The sequence below is a fragment of the Kitasatospora sp. DSM 101779 genome (assembly GCF_025655475.1).
GTDB lineage: Bacteria > Actinomycetota > Actinomycetes > Streptomycetales > Streptomycetaceae > Kitasatospora.
Genome location: NZ_JAHTIK010000001.1, coordinates 4,579,640 through 4,598,586 on the forward strand (window position 1 = coordinate 4,579,640; position 18,947 = coordinate 4,598,586).

Consider the following 18,947-nt stretch of genomic DNA (forward strand, 5'->3'; position numbering starts at 1 on the left):
GCACGTCGGGTGACGTACCGGCGGCTCCGGGGTGGTCTCAGGCGTTGGTGGCCGACTTGGTGGTCTCGGCCGAGGTGGTGACGCTGGTCGGGCTGACCGCCGGACGCGGCTGGTCGGCCGCCGTCGAGGAGGCGGTGGTGTTCTGGCCCTCGGCCTGGGCGTCGTCCTCGCGGAGCGCCTTGGTCTCGGCCTTCAGGATGCGCATGGACTTGCCGAGTCCACGGGCCATCTCGGGCAGCTTCTTCGAGCCGAACAGCAGGACGAGCACTGCCACCATCACGAGGATGTGCCAGGGCTCGAGACCGTTACGGAACATCCCTGACCACCGGTCCTTCCGAGGAGTTCTCGTCGCTTCTTGGACGCCGGACGGTTGTGCCCGACTCCGGCCAGTATGCCTGGCCGAGTCGTCGGGCGTATACACCGGTCCGGAAACCACGGTCAAAATGCAGGTGTTTCCTGGGTGGTGGTCTGGACCATTTCGGGCGTGGGGCGGCTGGTCGGACCGGCCGGCAGGTGCTTCATGAGGCGGTGGGCGACCAGGGCGGCACCGATCAGGAAGACCGCACCGGCCACCGCGGCGACGTGCATGCCGTCGGCGAAGGCGTGACGGGCCACCGTCAGCAGGTCGGCGCCGGTGCCGCCGCCGAGCCGGGCTGCCGCCGTGACGGCACCGCCGAGCGTGTCGTGCGCCGCCCGGGCGGCGTCGCCGGGCAGCCCGGAGGGGAGCCCCTGCTCCAGTCGGGACTTGTAGACCGCGGCGCCGGCCGTGCCGAGTACCGCGATGCCCAGCGAACCGCCCAGCTCGGAGGCGGTCTCCGAGGCGGCGGAGGCGGCGCCGGCCTGCTCGGGCGGCGCGGCCGAGACGACCATCTCGGTGGTGAGGGTCATGGTGCCGACCGAGCCGGCCGCGATCACCCCGGCCGCGGTGAGCGGCAGCCAGAGCGGTGTGTCCGGGCGGACGAGGACCATCAGCGCGTAGCCGACCGCCCCGGTCAGGAACCCGGCGGTCATCAGGACGGCCGGCCGGACCCTGCCCGCCAGTGCGCCCACCGAGCCGGCGGCCGCGGCGACGCCGACCGAGGGCAGCAGCGCCCAGAGCGCGGCGGTCAGCGGGCTCATCCCCTTCACCAGCTGCAGGTACTGAGAGGTGTAGAGGGTGAAGCCCATCATCGCGAACATCGCGACGGTGTTGACCGTGATCGCGCCGGTGAAGGTGCGGATCCGGAACAGCGCCGGGTCGATCAGCGGGTGCTCGGCGGTGCGCAGCCGGCGGACGAGGGCGGCGGCGGCCAGCGCCCCGGCGGCCAGGGCGGCGAGCGGCGGCGCGGCCCAGCCGTCCACGGCCAGGGTCTTGATGCCGTACACGATCGGCAGGACGGCGGCGATCGACAGTGCGGCACCGAGGAGGTCGAAGCGGCCCTGCCGCGGTGCGCGGTACTCGGGCATCAGCACCGGCGCCGCGACGAGCACCAGCAGCATCACCGGGACGGCGGCCAGGAAGGCCGATCCCCACCAGAAGTGGTCCAGCAGCAGCCCGCCGGCCACCGGGCCGAGGGTGGCACCGCCCATCAGTGCGGCCGTCCAGATGCCGAGGGCGGCCTGCCGCTGCTTGGGGTCGTGGAACATGTTGCGGATCAGCGCCAGCGTGGACGGCATGACGGTGGCCCCGGCCACCCCGAGCATCGCCCGGGCGGCGATCAGTCCGCCGGCCCCGTCCGCCCGGGCGGCGAGCAGCGAGGCCGCGGCGAACCCGGCGGCCCCCAGCATCAGCAGCCGCCGCCGGCCGATCCGGTCGCCCAGGGCGCCCATCGGGATCAGCAGCCCGGCCAGCAGGAACGAGTAGATGTCCATGATCCACAGCTGCTGGGTGCCGCTCGGTCGCAGGTCGGTGGAGATGAACGGGACGGCGAAGAAGAGCACGCCCATGTCCATGGTCAGGACGAGGGTCGGCAGCAGGAGGACGGCGAGTCCGGTCCATTCGCGTCGGCCGGCACGGCCGTGAGTGGCGGTCATGGCAGTGACTGTACGAGCGTATGAAACGATTGTCTAGTACAAGCGTCTAAATCGCTTGTCTCACTCGATCGTGCAAGACGTCCGTCCAGTCCGGCGGTAGCATCGGGGCATGGGAAATCGCGAGGACCTGCTGGTCGGCGCCAAGCGCTGCCTCCTGGAGAAGGGCTACGGGCGGACCACCGCCCGGGACATCGCCTCGGCCGCAGGCGTCAGCCTGGCCGCCATCGGCTACCACTACGGCTCCAAGGACGCCCTGCTGACCAGGGCGATGATGGAGGCCATGGGGGAGTGGGGCGACGAGCTCGGCCGGGTGCTGGCCGCGCTCGGCGAGGAGACGGACCCTCAGGAGCGCTTCGTCGCCGCCTGGGACAAGGTGCTGGAGAGCTTCACCGAGCACCGCGGGCTGTGGGCGGTGCAGATCGAGATCCTCGCGCAGATGGAGCACTCGCCCGAGCTGCGCGAGGTGCTCGGCGGCGCGCAGAAGGAGGCCCGGCTCGGGCTCTCCGCGATGTTCCAGGGCCTGCCCGAGGTGCCCGACACCCCGGAGGAGCTGGCCCGCGGCGCCTTCTACCAGGCGCTGCTCGCCGGGCTCGCCACCCAGTGGCTGGTCTCGCCCGAACTCGCCCCGGACGGACGGGAGTTCCTGGAGGGCCTGCGACTGGTCGGTGCCTCCGTGCTGTCGGCCGCCGGCATCCGCGCGGCGGCCGGCTGACGGTCGTCAGTTGGTGACGGCGGTCAGCAGCACGACCGAGTCCTCGTGCGCGAGCAGGCCGTGCCGCTCCTGCGGGATGCCGTGCAGCTCGCCCGCCGCCGCCTCCTGCTGCCGCCCGGCGATGGTCAGCGACACCCGGCCGCGCAGCACCAGCAGGCTGGCGGCGACCGGGGCGTTGTGCTCGTCCAGCGAGCTGCCCGCGGTCAGTGCGATCACGGTCTGCCGCAGCACGCCGTCGTGCAGCACCAGGTGGGCACTGCGCCCGTGCGGGTGAGCGGCGGCGAGTGCGGCGTGCTCGTCGGCGAGCGCGTCGATGTCGACGCGGACGGGTTCGGTCATCGCGGCCTCCTTGCGGCTCGGCGCTCCGATCCATGAGACACCTGTCAGGCGTCCGGCCGCACCCGCACCCGCTCGGCGTGCGGCCCGCGCGGAGCGGCCCGATCGTGGATGCATGGCGACCAACCAGAAGTTCAGCAGCGGATTCCGCGTCAACCGCACCATGCTCGGCACCGGCGTGGTCCTCGCCGGCATCGGCACCGTGCTCTCATTGGCCGGCACGGCGATCGCGTGCGCGACCCTCGCCTCGGCGGGCCGCGACTACGTCAACCGGATGGAGACCCCGCCCAGCGAGCAGGCGCGCCGGGCGATGCAGCAGGCCAAGGCCGCCTCGCTGGCCGGGCTGGAGGCCTGGCGGACCGAGGCCCGGTCGGCCTCCGCCAACTGAGCCCCCGCCGCAGCCGAACCGCGGTGCGCGGACCGGGGCTCGCCGTCAGGGCCGGGGCACTGCCGCCCCGGCCTCCTGGCGCAGTGCCTGCTTGAGGATCTTGCCGGTCGGGTTGCGCGGCAGCGGCCCGTCGCGGAAGACCACGTGGGCGGGCACCTTGAACGCGGCCAGCCGGGACGCCACGTGCGCCCGGACCTCCGCCGCGTCCGGCTCCGTGCCGGCGTGCGCCACCACCACCGCGGCCACCTCCTCGCCCAGCAACGGGTGCGGCACACCGACCACCGCGGCGTCCGCGATGCCCGGATGGCTCAGCAGGACGCCCTCGACCTCCCCGCAGTAGACGTTCTCGCCGCCGCGGATCACCACGTCCTTCAGCCGGTCCACCACGTACACCTCGCCGTCCGCCAGCCGGGCGAGGTCGCCGGTGCGGAACCAGCCGTCGGCGGTGAACGCGGCGGCGGTGGCGTCCGGGTCGCCCCGGTAGCCGCCGAACACCGGCTGGCCGCGCAGCAGGAGCTCGCCGATCTCGCCGTCCGGCAGCGGTGCGCCTTCCGCGTCCGCGATCCGCACCTCCACCGCCGGGCACGGGCGCCCGATCGACTCCGGCCGGGCCAGGTAGCGGGCGCCGACCTGGGCCGTCACCCCGCCGCAGGTCTCGGTGAGGCCGTAGCCGTTGCGGGCCTCCACCCTGCCGCCGAACTGCCGGGCGATCCGCCCCGCGAGGCCCGGCGGGGCGGGGGCGCCACCGGTGCTGATCATGGTCAGGCTCGCCAGCGGGTCGCCGGCGGCGTCCGCCGCGTCCAACAGGCCGAGCGCCGTGGTCGGCACCCCCGCGAAGATCGTGGCCCGGTGGTGGGCGATCAGCTGCCGGGCGGCGTCCGGGTCCCAGCGGTGCATCAGCACCGCCGTGCCGCCCGCGGCCATCACCAGGAAGACCGAGGTGAAGGCCGCGACGTGGAAGAACGGGAAGGTCATCAGCACCGTCGGCGGCGCCGCGGCCTGCGGGGAGTCGCCCCGGCAGAGCGCCGCGCCGGCCGCGAAGAAGCGCGGGGTGAGCGCGCCGGCGCACCAGTTGGCGTGGCTGGCGGCCACGCCCTTGGGACGGCCGGTGGTGCCCGAGGTGTAGATCAGCGTGGCCGGGTCGTCCGGGCCGACGGACGGCTCCGGGGCGGGCAGGCCGGTCAGCGGCAGGTCCTCGAAGCGGTCGTGCGGACCGTCGGCGCCGACGGTCAGCAGCGGCACCCCGCGGGTCGCCGCCCACGCCGTCGTCCGCGCGGCACGCTCCGGATCGGCGACCACCAGGCCCGGCCGGCAGTCGTCCAGCGCCCGGGCCAGCTCCTGCGGCCCCCACCAGGCGTTCAGCGGGACGGCGACCAGGCCCGCGGCCTGGGCCGCCCAGAACGCGACCTGCCACTCGGGCAGGTTGCGCATCGCGATCGCCACCCGGTCGCCCGGGCGCAGCCCGTACTCCGTCCGGCAGCGGTGGGCGAGGGCCGAGGCCGCGGCGTGGTGCTCGGCGAAGCTCCAGGTGCGGTCGCCCGCCACCAGGAACGGGCGGTCGCCGTGGGCGAGGGAGGCGTCGAACACCTCCCGCAGGGTGCGGGGACCGCGGACGTACCGCGGCCCCCGCGGGCCGGGCGCCGCCTCGAACGGCGCGCCGGGCGCGGCCAGTGACGCGTGGGCGCGGGCGGCGGCGGCGAGCGAGTCCTTTGGTGCGGCGGTCATCGGCCCTCCGGCCTCACAGGCCGAGCGACTTGGCGATGATGGTCTTCATGACCTCGCTGGTCCCGCCGTAGATCCGGAACACCCGGTTGTCGGTGTAGAGGCGGGCGATCGGGTACTCCAGGATGTAGCCGTAGCCGCCGTGCAGCTGCAGGCACTTGTCGATCACCTCGGAGGCCGACTCGGTGCAGAACAGCTTGGCGGCCGCCGCGTCCGCGACCGTCAGGTCGCCGTTCTGGTAGAGCTCCAGGGCACGGTCGACCATCGACTGCTGGGCGACCACCTGGGCCTCGCAGTCGGCCAGGGTGAACTTGGTGTTCTGGAACTCGGCGACGGCCTGGCCGAAGACCTTGCGGTCCTTCACGTACTGCACCGCGAAGCGCACCGCCGCGGCCGCGGCGGCGTAGGCGCCGACGGCGATCGCCAGGCGCTCCTGCACCAGGTTGTGGGTGAGGTAGGTGAAGGCCCTGCCCTCCTCGCCCAGCAGGTCCTCCACCGGCACCTTGACGTCGGTGAAGGAGAGCTCGGCGGTGTCGGAGGTGCGCAGGCCGATCTTCTGCAGCTTGCGGCCGACCGCGTAGCCCTCGGACTTCGTGTCCACGCAGAGGATCGACAGGCCGGCCCGGCGGTTCGCCGGATCGTACGGAGCGGTGCGGGCCACCACCAGGACGAGGTCCGCCAGCACGCCGCCGGTGATGAAGGTCTTGGCGCCGTTGAGGACGTAGTGGGTGCCGTCCTCGGAGAGCTTCGCCGTGGTCGAGATGCCGGCCAGGTCGGAGCCCGCGCCCGGCTCGGTCATCGCGATCGCCGTCATGATGTCGCCGGAGACGAAGCCGGGCAGCCAGCGCCGCTTCTGCTCCTCGTTCGCGTACTCCAGCAGGTACGGCAGCACCAGGCCGGTGTGCACGCCGGACGAGCCGAAGCTCACGCCCGCCCGGGCGACCTCCTCGGTGACGACCGCCTGGTACTTGAAACCGCTCTCGCCGGCGCCGCCGTACTCCTCCGGCACCTCGATGCCGTACACGCCGAGGGCGCCGAGCTTGCGGTAGAAGTCGCGCGGCGGGTGGCCGGCCGCCTCCCAGCTCTCGTAGACCGGGACGACCTCCTTGGCGATGAAGTCCCGGATGGTCGCCCGGAACGCCTCGTGGTCCTCGTTGAACACCGTCCGGCGCACGGCGGCGCTCCCTTCGTTCGGCGGCTGATCGCCAGACAAGTTAATCGCCGGTAGCTGCGGCTGTAAAGCATCGCGGCGGCATTTCCGCGCAGGTCACAGGCGCATAAGTGAATCCTTGCTACCCTGGCGTCGATCATCGGCGAGGTGGAGGAGCGCACGTGGCGGCGGAGCGCGTACCCGGGGCGGGCGCGGCGGGGCGGGTGGTGCGCCGGCCGCCCGGGCGGAAGGCGCAGATCCTCGCCGCCGCGGCGGAGCAGTTCCACCGGCGCGGCTACCACCTGGTGTCCATGGCCGACGTCGCCGCCGAGGTCGGCATCACCGCACCCGCCCTCTACCGGCACTTCCGCAGCAAGCCCGAACTGCTGCTGCGCGCCGTCGCCACCGACCTCCAGGCGCTGCGGACCGCGGTCCGGGCCGGCGCCGGCAGCCCCGCCGAGCTGTGCGCCGCACTCGCCCCGGTGGCCGTCGACCACCGGGCCCTGGGCACCCTCTGGCACCGCGACGCCCGGCTGCTCGCCCCGGCCGAGCGCGCCGCTCTCCGCCGAGACCTGCGCGCCGACGTCCGCGCGATGGCCCGCACCCTCGCCCGATCCCGTCCCGAACTCCCCGACGGGCAGGCCGAGTTCCTCTGCTGGTCGCTGCTCTCCGGGTACGGCAGCCTCTCGTACCACACGTTCGCCCCGCCGCGGCGCTGGTTCGAGACGCTGCTGCGGCGGATCGGCGGCGAACTGCTCGCCGTCGCACCGCAGGACGAGGACCGCGCCGGACCGGCCGCCGCCCGCGCCGCGCAGACCGCCGCCCCCGCCGGCACCGAGTCCCGCCGGGAGGAACTGCTGCTCGCCGCCGTCCGGCTGTTCCACGAGCGAGGCTTCGACAACGTCTCCACCGACCGGATCGGCGCCGCCGTCGGCATCGCCGGGCCCAGCGTCTACAAGCACTTCGCCACCAAGGCCGAGCTGCTCGCCGCCGCCCTCGTCCGCAGCCGCGAACGGCTCTGGCACGAGGTCGAGGGGGCGATCGCCGACAGCACCGGGCCGGCCGCGGCACTGGACGCCGGCCTGCGCGCCTACCTGGACTTCGCCCGCCGGCACAGCCACTACCTCGGCGCCATGCTGAGCGAGACCGAACGCCTCGACCCGGCCGACCGGCGGGCCGCCGTCGACTTCCGCCGGGACTTCCTGCGAGTCTGGGTCGGCCTGCTCCAGCAGGTGCGGCCCGACTACGACACCGCCGAGGCCCGGATCCGCGTGCACGCCATGTTCGCCGTCGTCAACGACGGCGTCCGGCACCGCCCCGGCGGCACCGGACCCGCCGCGGCCGGTCTGCTGGAGCCCGCCGCCCGCGCCGTCCTCGGACTGCCCGCGGCCTCGCCACCCACTGCGGGAAAAGAGCTGGTCGACGGATAGTCGTACTGGCAGAATCCGACCTCATGTCCCAAGGTCTGCCGCCCGCCGACAATCTGCGCACGACCGAGGTCGACCTCGGGGGGCTGGTGAGCGTACTCGCCACCCACCTCTACTCCACCCCGCTGGTCGCCCTGCGCGAACTCGTCCAGAACGCCCACGACTCGCACACCCGCCGCCGGCTGGAGGACCCGGAGTCCACCGCCGTCCCGGTGATCCGCGTCCGGGCCGACACCGCCCGCCGCACCCTCACCGTCGAGGACACCGGCGCCGGCCTCACCGAGCCCGAGATCCACGCCTACCTCGCCACCGTCGGCACCGGCTACACCCGGATGCTGCGCGACCTGACCGGCAACCAGGACCTCATCGGCGCCTTCGGCCTCGGCTTCCTCTCCGCCTTCTCGGTCGCCGACGAAGTCACCGTCACCACCACCTCGCACCGCGAACCCGGCCTCGGCCACCGCTACCGCAGCCGCGGCGGCGAGCAGTACAGCGTCGAACCGGTCGAGCCGCGGCCCGCCCCCGGCACCGCCGTGGAACTCCGCCTCAAGGCCGAGCACGGCCACCTCGCCGACGAGGAGGCGCTGCGCGAGGTCCTCGGCCGCTACTGCGTCCTGCTGCCGATCCCGGTGTACGTCGGCGAGGACGAACGGCCCGTCAACGACGTCCTGGTGCCCTGGCGGCAGAGCGTCGACGGCGACCTGCACACCGCCCGGATGCGCTTCGCCTCCGCCTTCGGCCGCCGCTTCGACCCGCTCACCGCCTTCCCCGTCACCCCCGTCGAGGGCGCCACCGACGCCGTCGGCCTGCTCTGGGTCCAGGACGGCGGCACCTACGGCTCCACCGACAACCGCGACCTCGCCGTCTACCTGCGCGGCATGCTGCTCGCCGACGACGCCCGCGACCTGCTGCCCAGCTGGGCCGGATTCATCGGCGGCGTCGTCGAGTCCAGCCGGCTCACCCCCACCGCCAGCCGCGAGGACCTGCAGCGCGACGAGCACTACCGCGCCCTGCAGAAGGCCCTCGCCGACGCCGTCGTCGACGGCCTCTACGAGACCGCGCGGCTGCACCCCGCCGCCTGGCGCCGCATCCTCGCCCGGCACGGCCAGGACCTGCTCGGCGCCGCCCTCTGCGACGACCGCCTCTTCACCCTGCTCGCCGACGACGTCCCCGTCCCCACCTCCCAGGGCGACCTCACCGCCGGCGCCCTGCGCGCCGCCGGCCGCGGCGCCCTGCACGTCGCCCTCGGCAGCGGCGGCGGCTTCGAGGAGATGCTCTACCGCGCCATGCAGGTGCCCATCGCTCGCGGCGACCGGTACGCCGTCCTGCCGTTCCTGCGGCGCTACGCCCAGCTGAAGGACTGCCGGATCGTCGAACTCGGCAGCGAGAGCGGCAACCGCGAGCTCTTCCGCGACCCCGCGGAGCCGCTCGCCGCGGAAGAGACCGCCTGGCTCACCGCAGCCCTCGCCGACGAGGGCGAACAGCTCGTACCCGCCCGCTTCGACCCGCCTGGGCTGCCGCTCGTCCTGGTGCCCGACCGGGAGGCCGAACTCAAGGCCCGCATCGAGGACGACCAGGCGGACGCCCGGATCCCCTCCGCGGCGCTGCGGCTCGCCCGGGCGTTCACCGCCCGAACCGACGGCACCGTCAAGGCCCGGCTCTACCTCAACCTCGCCTCGCCGGCCGTCCAGGACCTGCTCACCGCCTACCGCGCGGGGCACACCGGCAGCGCCACCGCCGCCGGGCTGCTGCGCTCGCTCAAGGTGATCATGGCCGCCGCCGGCGGGTCCGCCAACGGCGACCTCACCGCCGCGCTCGCCGGCATCGGCACCGCGGTGGCCGCCCTGACCTGGGAGTAGGGAGAGCACCCAGGGGCGCGGGGAACCGCGCGATTCGGATGCGGGCCACTGTGCGTATCAGGGGCCGGCCCGGGTTCGTACCGAACCCGCCGCTGAGGGTGCACCACCCGCGCCAATGAGGGCTGCCCATCCTTCGTCCGTGAGGAGTTCACACCGTATGACCACCGACATCTGGGCCTGGGTGCGGGACACCCACGAGCAGCTGTCCGAGGCGGGCCACCACCGCCTCGCCGCCGCCCTGGTGGAGATCGCCGGGCACGCCGTCGAGGGCCGCAACGAGCAGCTCGACGCGATGTACCCGGAGGCGCTCGCCTCCGCCCGGGCGCTCGGCCTGCCCTGGGTCGAGGTGTTCCTGCGGCACTGGCGGATGCAGAACCTGCTGAACAAGCGCCACCAGGGCGAGGCCGCGATGGCGGAGGCCGTCGACCTGCTGGAGTTCGCGCACCGCGAGGAGACCGTCTCCTGCCCCCAGTCGGTCTGCGCCGTGCAGGACTTCACCATCTGCCACGCCAACATCGACGGACCGGGCTACGTGCCCGAGCGGCTGGCCGTGCTGGAGGAGACGCTGGCCCGGGTCGAGCCCGCCCGCGCCTGCTTCGACTGCCTGTCACGGGAGTACGCCGACACCCTGGAGGACGACGGCCGGCCCGCGGACGCCCTCGCCCACCTCGATCGCGCGCAGGCACGGATCCAGGCGGCCGGCGAGCAGGTCTCGCTGGCCTTCGGCCACAGCCGGGCCGCCGCGCTGATGAACCTCGGCCGGCCCGAGGACGCCCTGGCGGCGTACGACACCGCGGAACGCGCCTACGCCGCCCGCCACCAGCCGGACGACGACGACCGGCGCAAGCTCGCCGTCGGCCGGGCCGTCGCCCTGGCCGCCCTCGGCCGCAGCGAGGAGGCGCTGGGGCAGCTGCCGGACGCGGAGGAGGCCGACAGCTACCCCGACATCCGGCACCGCTGGGCGACCGCCGTCCAGACCCTCGCCGAGGCAGGGGCGCTGCCGCACGGCGAGCTCGACAACGACGCCGCCCTCGGCGTCCGGCTCGCCCAGTGGGTGGCCTACCTGGACACCGCCGGCTCGCACCGGCCCTGCCTGGACCTGCTGCTGATCGCCGGCCGGCTGGCCGTCGCCCGTGGCGCCCGGACCGTCGCGCTCACCCTCGTCGCCACCGGCGACCGCAAGCTCGGCCGACTGCGCCGCACCGACGGCGTCGCCGAGCGGCTCGCCGAGCTGCGCTCCGCGGCCGAGGCGCTGCCGCTGCCCGAGACCCCGGTACCGGCCGCCGAACTGCCCGAGTGGCTCGGCACCCGCCGGGTCACCTTCGAGCAGGCGCTGGACCACTTCACCGCGGCGAGCGCCGAGTCCGCCGAGGCCGCGGCGGCGCTCGTCCTGCAGCGGGCGCGGGCCCTGGACGCGCTCGGCCACCCGCGGGCCGCCGCGGACCTGCTCTGGGCCCGCCTCGACGAGGACCCGGCGGACGAGCACCTGCCCGGCATTCTCGGCCAGGTGCTGATCGACGCCGAGGACGGTGACGGCATCCGGCGGCTCGCCGACCGGCTGATGCCCGCCAACCCCTCCGAGGCGCACTGGATCCGGGCCCGCTGGGCCGCCGCCCAGGGCCGGTGGGAGGAGGTCGGAGAGCACTGCGACGGCGTCCTCGCGCATGAGCCGGACGCGCTGAACACCCGCCGGCTCGCCGCCACCGCGGCCACCCGCCTCGACGACCACGCGCGGGCCCAGCGGCTCTACCAGGAGCTGCTGGAGCACGCGGTGCCCGCCGACCTCGCGGGCGAGGACGAGGAGCACCACACCGTCCAGGAGCCCGACCTGTGGCACCTGATCACGGCCGCGACGGCCAACCGGGACTGGGCGGTCGTCCGCAGCACCGGCGCGCTGATCGGCATCGAGTTCGACGCCGACGAGGGCCCGGTGGATGAGGAGTGGCAGATGGTCACCGTCCGCACCACCCGGGCCAACGGGGCGAGCGTGGACCTTCCCGCCGTCCGCACCGGCCCGGCCACCGCGCGGATCCTGCCGGTGCTCGGCGAGGACGTGCCGCTCAACCACCGGGACGTGGTGGTGTTCGGGCCGGCCGTGCTCAACGAGCGCCCCAAGGGCGAGGCCGAGCAGGAGGCCTGGCGTCCGGTCTTCCGGCAGCTGACGCTGCTCGACCCGGCCGGCTACACCACGCACTGGGTGGACGGCGCCTGGCCGGGCGACGCCGCCTGGTACGCGCTCCGCGAGGCACTCGCCGAGGAGCAGTACGGGCTGTGGGCGTACAGCGGCGACCAGTACGCCGTCACCGACCCGGCCGGCGGCGACAGCCTGCCCGGCATCTACGCCGCGCTCGGCGTGCCGCCGACCGCCACCTCGGCGGACGCCGACGCCCTGCTGCAGCGGCTGACGGCCGGCTGGGAACACCCGCTGAGCTGGCTCGACCTGGCGAAGGCGGCCGGCGCGGACACGGCCCGGCACGAGGAGACCGTGCGGCGCTACGGGCTCTGAGCGGGGAACGGGCCCGGACCGGGCCCGGTACCCCTCACGCCCGGGGGCGGGTGTCCGTGATGTCCGTCACGTCCACCCGCCCGGGCTGCGGCCGCCGCGCGGTCCCGCCACGGCGGACATGTGCGTCCGCGCGTTCGATCGGGCAAGGTGGGGCGCAGGATCGGAGCGTGGCCGGCGCGGCCACCAGGGGCGGCGAGGAGTGGCGGACGTGCCGAAGCGGGGCCGGCCGGGCGGCGGCAAGAAGGCCAGGGGCGGCCGCAGACCCGCCGCGGCCCCCGTCGTGCCGCCCGCCGACGGGACTCCGCAGCGGCCAGCCCGTGGACCGGCCGGGCAGGCGCCGCCCACCGAGGGCCTGCTCGGGTCCGCCGCACCCGCCCGCTCGCCGCGGACCGCGGTGCCGCTCGCCCCGCCGCCCCCGCCCACCGAGGGGCTGCTCGTCCCCACCGGCGGGCCCGAGGACACCCTCACCCCGGAGGACTGGCGCGCCGCCGGCTACACCCCGGCCCACGGCGTGGACCTGTCGGAGCTGCAGGCCGGAGCCCCCGGCTCCGCGCCCTGGCCGGACCGGATGCGCACCCTGCTGCGCACCCCGATGACCGAGCGGCCCGCCTTCGAGCGGACCCCGCGCGACCTGCACCCGTCGGCCGCCCGGCACGTCCCCCGGGTGCTCGACCTCACCCTGCGGATCGGCGAACTGCTGCTCGCCAGCGGCGAGGCCGCCGAGGACGTCGAGGCGGCGATGCTGGGCATCGCGCACGCCTACCGGCTGGACCACTGCGAGCCGCAGGTCACCTTCACGCTGATCTCCATCTCGTACCACCCGTCGCTGATCGACCCGCCGGTGAGCGCGGCCCGGACCGTCCGCCGGCGCACCTCGGACTACACCCGGCTGGCTGCGGTGCACCGGCTGGTCGCCGACATCACGGCGGAGAAGATCCCGGTCAACGACGCCTACCGGCGACTCGCCGTGATCCGCCGCAACCGGCACCCCTACCCGGCCTGGCTGCTGGCGCTGGCCACCGGCCTGCTGGCGGGGGCGGCGACCTTCCTGGTCGGCGGGCGGATCGACGGCAAGGCATGGCTGGTCTTCGCCGGCGCGTTCCTCGCCGCGGTGGTCGGCGACCGGATCGCCTCGCTGATCGCCCGCCGCGGGCTGCCGGAGTTCTACCAGTTCGTGGTCGCGGCGACGCCGGCCGCGCTGATCGGCATCGTGCTCTCCTTCAACGACCTGCACCTGCGCGGCTCGGTGGTGATCACCGGTGGCCTGTTCGCCCTGCTGCCCGGCCGGGCGCTGGTCGCCGCTGTTCAGGACGGCCTGACGGGCTTCTACATCACCGCCGCCGCCCGCCTGCTGGAGGTGCTCTACCTGATCGCCGGCATCGTGATCGGCGTGATGTCGGTGCTCTACCTCGGCGTCAACTACAACGCCAAGCTCCGCCCGGACGAGTCGATCGGCGGCGCCGTCGACCCGCCGATCCAGCTGCTCGCCGCGATGGTGCTGGCGCTGGCCTTCGCGGTGCTGCTGCAGACCGAGCGGCGGACGCTGCCGATGGCCGTGCTGATGAGCGGGATCGGCTGGTCGACGTACGGAGTGCTGACGAACGCCGGGGTCTCCCCGATCGCGGCGACCGGCGTTGCGGCCGGCCTGGTCGGCCTCTTCGGCCAGCTGACGGCGCGCTACCGGAGGGCGTCCGCGCTGCCGTACGTGACGGCGGCGATCGGCCCGCTGATGCCGGGTTCGGCGCTCTACCTGGGCATGCTGTCCTTCGCCCAGGGGCACGCCAGCGCCGGGCTGGTCTCCGTCACCCGGGCCGCCGCGCTGGCGATGGCCCTGGCGATCGGCGTCAACCTGGGAGGCGAGGTCGCCCGGCTCTTCCTGAAGACCCCCGGTGCGACCGAGCCGCTCGCGCCCCACCTGCTCGTCCCCCGCCGGGCCGCCAAACGCACCCGCGGGTTCTGACCGGTCGTTGGCCCCTCGACGCCCCGGAGCACCACCCGAGAACGAAGGCACCACCCGTGATCAACGACCTGCTGGACGGCTACCGCGAGCACATCGTCGACGCCCACAAGCAGCCGCTCTTCCTGCTGCTCGTCGGCTTCATCGTGTCCTTCGTCGGCATCCGCTTCAGCGTGCGGATGATCCGCGCCCAGGTGCGCTGGTGGCCGGGCAACATCACCCCGGGCGGGCTGCACATCCACCACATGGTCTTCGGACTGGGCTTCCTGCTGGTCGGCGGGATCGGGGTGTTCGCCACCAACGGCGGCCACCCCTGGATCGACTGGTTCGGCCTGTGCTTCGGCATCGGCTGCGGCCTGGTGCTGGACGAGTTCGCGCTGATCCTGCACCTGGACGACGTCTACTGGAGCGAACAGGGCCGCAAGTCGGTGGACGCCGTCGTGCTCGTCCTGCTCGGGACGGCGCTGCTGCTCACCGGTTACGTCCCGCTCGGCGTCGTGCCCGGCCAGACCTCCGCGACGGGCGAGGGCCGGTGGGGCCTGGTCGCGGTGATCTCGGTGAACGCGCTGGTCTCGATGGTCGCCCTGGTCAAGGGCAAGATGTGGACCGGCCTGCTCGGCATCATGGTGCCCGGTCTCGCCTGGGTCGGCGCCGTCCGCCTCGCCCGGCCCGGCAGCCCGTGGGCCCGCTGGCGCTACCGCTCCCGGCCGCGCCGGATGCAGCGCGCGGTGCGCCGCGAGCGGCGGCTGCACGCCCGCGCCGACGTGGCCCGCACCTGGCTGTTCGACCTCATCGCCGGCGCCCCGGACAAGGTTCCGGCGCACCACACCGCCACCCACCGGGTCGCCGAGCGGATGGCCGCCCGGGCCACCGCCCACCTCGACGTGCAGCACGCCAGGGCGCTCGCCCGCGCACGCCCGCCGCCGGACCGTCCGGGCCGGCCGGCAGCGGGTGTACGCCGCCCGTCCGTCCGCCGCGGAGACCCCGGAGCCGTACGCCCCCTACCGCCACCCGCGGCTGCCGCACCCGCAGCCGCGCCGACAGGTCTGACCGTCGGGCCACGACCGGGGTGCGGGCCCGCGAGAGCGGCGAACCGGCGGAGCGCGTCGGTGCCGGCCAGGTCCTGGTGCCGCATCGTCGACCTGCCCCGCAGGGCGGTCGCGGCGCGCACGACCGCGTCGACGGAGTGCCCGTCGACCGCCCGCAGCACTGCCGCGCGGTCCGGCAGATCGGCGCGCAGCGCGTTCCCGGTCCCCGGCCGATCCCGGTGACCCCGTACCGGCCGCGGTCAGCTCCCCGACGTCTTCCGCCCGAGCACCCCGGTCGCTCCCGTCAGGAGAATCCTCATCGCCCTGCTCCCTCCGACCCGGCGCCGCCCTCGCCGCGGGCCCGTACCGGGCGGACGCCGCGGCCCCCGGAAGCGTGGCACCGCCGGTGCCGCGGGCCGGGCCGAAATTCGGATGCCGGGCCTCCGCCCCCGCCGTACCGTGGCCGGATGAGCAAGGACGCACCGGCCGGGGCCGGCCGGCACACCGAGGGGCGGCCGACCGATCCCGACGCCGTAGGGATCCGGGCCGTCACCGCGGACGAACTCCCGCTGTGGGACCGTGCGGTGGCCCGCGGATTCCTCCGCCCCCACCTCGCCGAGGCCACCGAGTACCGGCGGCTGACCTTCGAACCGGGACGCTTCCTCGGCGCCTTCGACCCGTACGACCCGGGCCGCTGCGTGGCCACCTTCCGCAGCTTCGACACCGAGCTCACCGTGCCCGGCGGCGCCCTGCTGCCGGTCGACGCGATCACCGCCGTGACGGTCAACTCCACGCACCGCCGCCGCGGCCTGCTCCGCCGGATGATGGGGCAGGACCTCGCGGCCGCGAAGGACCGCGGCAGCGCGGCGGCGATCCTGATCGCCGCCGAGCACCCCATCTACGGCCGGTACGGCTTCGGCCCGGCCACCCGCAACCAGTCCTGGACGGTCGACCTCGGACGCGGCGGGCTCCGCGCGGACCTGCCGGTCTCCGGCGGGCGGACCGACTTCGTCACCATGGCCGAGGCCCGCAAGCACGGCGCCGAACTGCACGAGCGCTGGCGGCGGACGCGGCCTGGCGCGATCGGCCGCAGCGACGCCTGGTGGAAGCTGCACACCGGCGAGGTCACCCTGCCCGGCTTCGACTGGAAGGAGCCCTTCCTCGCGCTGCACCGCGACGCCGGCGGCACCGTCACCGGTCTGATCGTCTACACGGTGGACGACGCGTGGGAGGCCAACCTGCCGAACTGCACCCTCACCGTCCTCGACTTCCTGGCGCTGGACCGCGAGGCCGCCGTGGCGCTGTGGCGCCTGGCGTTCTCGGTGGACTGGGTCCGCACCGTCGCGATCAACAACCTCGCCCCCGACGACCCGCTGCCGCTGCTGCTCACCGACCCGCGCGCGGCCGTCCCCGGGCGGGACAGCTCCGACTTCCTCTGGCTGCGGCTGCTGGACCTGCCCGCCGCCTTCGCCGCCCGGAGCTACCGCGCCCCCGGCCGGCTCGTGCTGGAGGTCACCGATCCGGACGGCTGGGCGGCCGGCCGCTGGGCGCTGGAGACCGCCGCCGACGGCACCGGCCGCTGCACCCCGACCGGGGAGGCGCCCGACCTGGTGCTGGACGCCTCGGCGCTCGCGTCGCTGTACCTGGGCACCGAGTCGGCCGTCCGGCTGCACGCGGCCGGCCTGCTGACCGAGCCGACCGCGGGCGCGGCGGACCGGGCCGACCTGCTGCTGCGCACCGCCGTCCAGGCCTGGAACCCGGACGGTTTCTGAGCCGCCGCCCCGGGCCGGCGCGGGACACCGACCGGCCCGCGGCCTCAGGTCGCGGCGCGGCCTATCGTCGGCAGGATGAAGTCCTGGATCAGGCCCTTCACGTCCCGCACCAGCGGCCGGAACACCCGGTAGCGGGAGAGCACGACCACCTTGGCGACCATCGGGGTGGACCGGCGGACGAACTCGCGGGTCCGCTCCTGGTCCGGGGTGTGGTCGAAGACCCAGTACAGCACGATGATCATCAGGTGCAGCCAGAGCAGGTCCGGCAGCAGGTCGCGGAGCTCCGGGTCCAGCTTGGGCGCGACGTCGGAGCCGGTCAGCACGTCCCGGAAGAGCCCGACGGCGGTCGCCCGGGCCCGGTGCGACTCGTTGGCGAACGGGCTGAGCGAGCTGTTCGGGTCGGCAGCCGTCCGGAAGAACTGGGCGGCGAACTCGTGGTACGGCGCGGCGGTGTCCAGCCAGGAGGAGAGCGCCAGGAACAGCCGGTCGGCGAACTCGGTGTGGCCCTGCATCCGGCGTGCGGCGTCCACGGCGTGCTCGACCGTCATGCCGTCGTAGAAGCCCTGGATCAGGAATTCCTTCGACGCGAAGTAGTAGTACGCGTTGCCGACCGAGATCCCGGCCTCGGCCGCGATCGCGCGCATGGTGGTCTTCTCGTAGCCGCGCTCCTGGAACAGGCGCATCGCGGTCTCGAGGATCAGCGCGCGGGTCTGCTCGCTCTTGCCGGTTTTGGGGCGCGCCCGGCCGCCCGGGAGCTCCGCCCCGAGCACAGCGTCCTGGGCGCGCTCGTCCATGCCGGGGGTGCCGCCCTTCTGCTCGTCCACGGGCCTGAGCCTAGCCGGGTGCGGGGGGTGCCCCGTCCGGACCGGCTGCCACGGGCGGGCGCGGCCGTACCGGATCTCCCCTCCGCACCCGGTACGGCCACGCGCCGGCAGGTTTCGAACGCGTTCAAAACCTGCCCCCGGAAGACTCTAGAGGCGCCCCCGGCACGACTTCAAGCGGTATCGGCCGCGGGCCGCGCCGGACCCGTCCGCAAGAGCCGTGAAAGGCTCGGGGCATGACCTCCGCCATCACCCTCCGCGACGGCGGCCCCGCCGACGCGCCCGCCGTCGCCGCCCTGCACGCCGACAGCCTGCGGACGGCCTACGCCGGGCTCATCCCCGCGGAGGCGCTCGGCGACGGGCTGCCCGCCCAGCGCCGGGAGATCTGGGAGCTGCGCCTCACCGTCGACTACGGCGGCCCCGAGCACACCCCCGTCCTGCTGATCGCCGACGAGCCCGGCAGCGGGCCCGTCGGCTTCGCCTACCTGGTGCCCGAACCGGACGGCCGCGTCCTGCTCGACAACCTGCACGTCCGCCCCGGGCGCACCGGCGGCGGCATCGGCACCCGGCTGCTGCGCGCCGCCCTCGACCGCGCCGCACCCGCCGCCCTCCGCCTGGAGGTGCTGCGCGACAACCACCGCGCCGTCGCCTTCTACGAGCGCGAGGGCGCGGTACGCACCGCCGAACGGACCGCGGTCCTCCCCGGCGGCCACGAGGTCGCCGAGTACGAGTACGGCTGGCCGGGCCCGGCTCACCGGTCGTAGACGGTCACGGCCACCCCGCGCCCGGCCAGCCGGGCGCGGACCAGCGGCTCCACCCGCTCCCACCGGCCGCCGGCGAGCCCGCAGCCGATCCGCGGCATGTGCACCGACGCGCCGAGCCGCCGGGCGCGCCCGGCGAGCTCCGCCAGCCCGCTGTCGATCGCCTCGTACCGGACCGGCACCCCGCTGGAGCGGCCCGTCCGGATGCCACGCTGGCCGACGATGTTCGCCACCCAGACGTACTTCTCCACCTGGACCAGCTGCACGGCGCCGAGCCCGAAGCCGTTCCGCGCCCGCTCGCGGTGCCACGCCCGGTAGGCGGCCTCGGGCTCCGGCCAGCGCCGCGACAGCGCCAGCACGAAGCCCCTGCCCCAGCCGCCCAGGTCGTTGCAGACGTGCGCGATCACCTTGACCCCGCCGCCCTGCGGCGCACTGGCGTCCCCGCGTACGTACGTGATCTCTGTCGCTGCCATGCCCGCGACGCTAGCGCCCGGT

Annotated in this window: 16 protein-coding genes; 9 read left to right on the forward strand and 7 right to left on the reverse strand. The window is 74.7% G+C overall.

Annotation, left to right across the window (positions count from 1 at the left end):
* Positions 1-37 precede the first annotated feature (37 nt).
* Positions 38-316: a Sec-independent protein translocase subunit TatA gene (gene tatA, locus KSNIM_RS20875; protein ID WP_263104715.1), complete on the reverse strand. Its 279-nt coding sequence runs from the start codon at positions 314-316 to the stop codon at positions 38-40.
* Positions 317-438: 122 nt separating this feature from the next.
* Positions 439-2,013, reverse strand: coding sequence for an MFS transporter (locus tag KSNIM_RS20880; RefSeq protein ID WP_263104716.1), 1,575 nt, complete (start codon positions 2,011-2,013; stop codon positions 439-441).
* A 109-nt stretch (positions 2,014-2,122) separates the two neighbouring features.
* Between KSNIM_RS20880 and KSNIM_RS20885 the strand changes: the two genes are divergently transcribed.
* Positions 2,123-2,725: a TetR/AcrR family transcriptional regulator gene (locus tag KSNIM_RS20885; RefSeq protein ID WP_263104717.1), complete on the forward strand. Its 603-nt coding sequence runs from the start codon at positions 2,123-2,125 to the stop codon at positions 2,723-2,725.
* A 6-nt stretch (positions 2,726-2,731) separates the two neighbouring features.
* Here KSNIM_RS20885 and KSNIM_RS20890 read toward each other — a convergent pair whose 3' ends face one another.
* Positions 2,732-3,064 (reverse strand): cupin, encoded by a 333-nt coding sequence (locus tag KSNIM_RS20890; protein ID WP_263104718.1) that lies wholly within the window; start codon positions 3,062-3,064, stop codon positions 2,732-2,734.
* Between the two features lie 112 nt (positions 3,065-3,176).
* On the opposite strand from KSNIM_RS20890, the gene KSNIM_RS20895 reads away from it, so the two are divergent.
* Positions 3,177-3,449 (forward strand): hypothetical protein, encoded by a 273-nt coding sequence (locus KSNIM_RS20895; RefSeq protein WP_263104719.1) that lies wholly within the window; start codon positions 3,177-3,179, stop codon positions 3,447-3,449.
* Between the two features lie 45 nt (positions 3,450-3,494).
* Here the strand turns inward: KSNIM_RS20895 and KSNIM_RS20900 are convergent, their stop codons facing one another.
* Together KSNIM_RS20900 and KSNIM_RS20905 are read right to left on the reverse strand one after the other, a co-directional pair.
* Positions 3,495-5,174, reverse strand: coding sequence for a class I adenylate-forming enzyme family protein (locus KSNIM_RS20900; RefSeq protein WP_263104720.1), 1,680 nt, complete (start codon positions 5,172-5,174; stop codon positions 3,495-3,497).
* 13 nt (positions 5,175-5,187) lie between these two features.
* Positions 5,188-6,345 carry an acyl-CoA dehydrogenase family protein gene (locus KSNIM_RS20905; RefSeq protein ID WP_263104721.1) on the reverse strand — a complete coding sequence of 386 codons (1,158 nt, stop codon included), beginning with the start codon at positions 6,343-6,345 and terminating at the stop codon, positions 5,188-5,190.
* 158 nt (positions 6,346-6,503) lie between these two features.
* Here KSNIM_RS20905 and KSNIM_RS20910 point away from each other — a divergent pair, with 158 nt between their 5' ends.
* From KSNIM_RS20910 to KSNIM_RS20935, 6 genes are all read left to right on the forward strand, one after another.
* Entirely contained in the window at positions 6,504-7,751 is a 1,248-nt protein-coding gene (locus tag KSNIM_RS20910; RefSeq protein WP_263104722.1) for a TetR/AcrR family transcriptional regulator, read from the forward strand.
* A gap of 23 nt (positions 7,752-7,774) precedes the next feature.
* The gene (locus KSNIM_RS20915) at positions 7,775-9,607 is read left to right on the forward strand and encodes an ATP-binding protein (protein ID WP_263104723.1); all 1,833 of its coding nucleotides are present in this window, start codon (positions 7,775-7,777) and stop codon (positions 9,605-9,607) included.
* A 157-nt stretch (positions 9,608-9,764) separates the two neighbouring features.
* Positions 9,765-12,113, forward strand: coding sequence for a hypothetical protein (locus KSNIM_RS20920; RefSeq protein WP_263104724.1), 2,349 nt, complete (start codon positions 9,765-9,767; stop codon positions 12,111-12,113).
* A gap of 118 nt (positions 12,114-12,231) precedes the next feature.
* A complete protein-coding gene (locus KSNIM_RS20925; RefSeq protein WP_411543748.1) occupies positions 12,232-14,073 on the forward strand; it encodes a threonine/serine exporter ThrE family protein in 1,842 nt (613 codons plus the stop codon).
* Between the two features lie 56 nt (positions 14,074-14,129).
* Entirely contained in the window at positions 14,130-15,341 is a 1,212-nt protein-coding gene (locus KSNIM_RS20930) for a hypothetical protein (protein WP_263104726.1), read from the forward strand.
* A 224-nt stretch (positions 15,342-15,565) separates the two neighbouring features.
* Positions 15,566-16,870, forward strand: coding sequence for a GNAT family N-acetyltransferase (locus tag KSNIM_RS20935; protein ID WP_263104727.1), 1,305 nt, complete (start codon positions 15,566-15,568; stop codon positions 16,868-16,870).
* Between the two features lie 44 nt (positions 16,871-16,914).
* Here KSNIM_RS20935 and KSNIM_RS20940 read toward each other — a convergent pair whose 3' ends face one another.
* The gene (locus KSNIM_RS20940) at positions 16,915-17,694 is read right to left on the reverse strand and encodes a TetR/AcrR family transcriptional regulator (protein ID WP_263104728.1); all 780 of its coding nucleotides are present in this window, start codon (positions 17,692-17,694) and stop codon (positions 16,915-16,917) included.
* Positions 17,695-17,927: 233 nt separating this feature from the next.
* Between KSNIM_RS20940 and KSNIM_RS20945 the strand changes: the two genes are divergently transcribed.
* Positions 17,928-18,455 (forward strand): GNAT family N-acetyltransferase, encoded by a 528-nt coding sequence (locus KSNIM_RS20945; RefSeq protein ID WP_263104729.1) that lies wholly within the window; start codon positions 17,928-17,930, stop codon positions 18,453-18,455.
* Here KSNIM_RS20945 and KSNIM_RS20950 read toward each other — a convergent pair.
* Entirely contained in the window at positions 18,443-18,925 is a 483-nt protein-coding gene (locus tag KSNIM_RS20950; protein WP_263104730.1) for a macro domain-containing protein, read from the reverse strand. The two genes, KSNIM_RS20945 and KSNIM_RS20950, sit on opposite strands and share 13 nt — an antisense overlap.
* Positions 18,926-18,947: the final 22 nt, after the last annotated feature.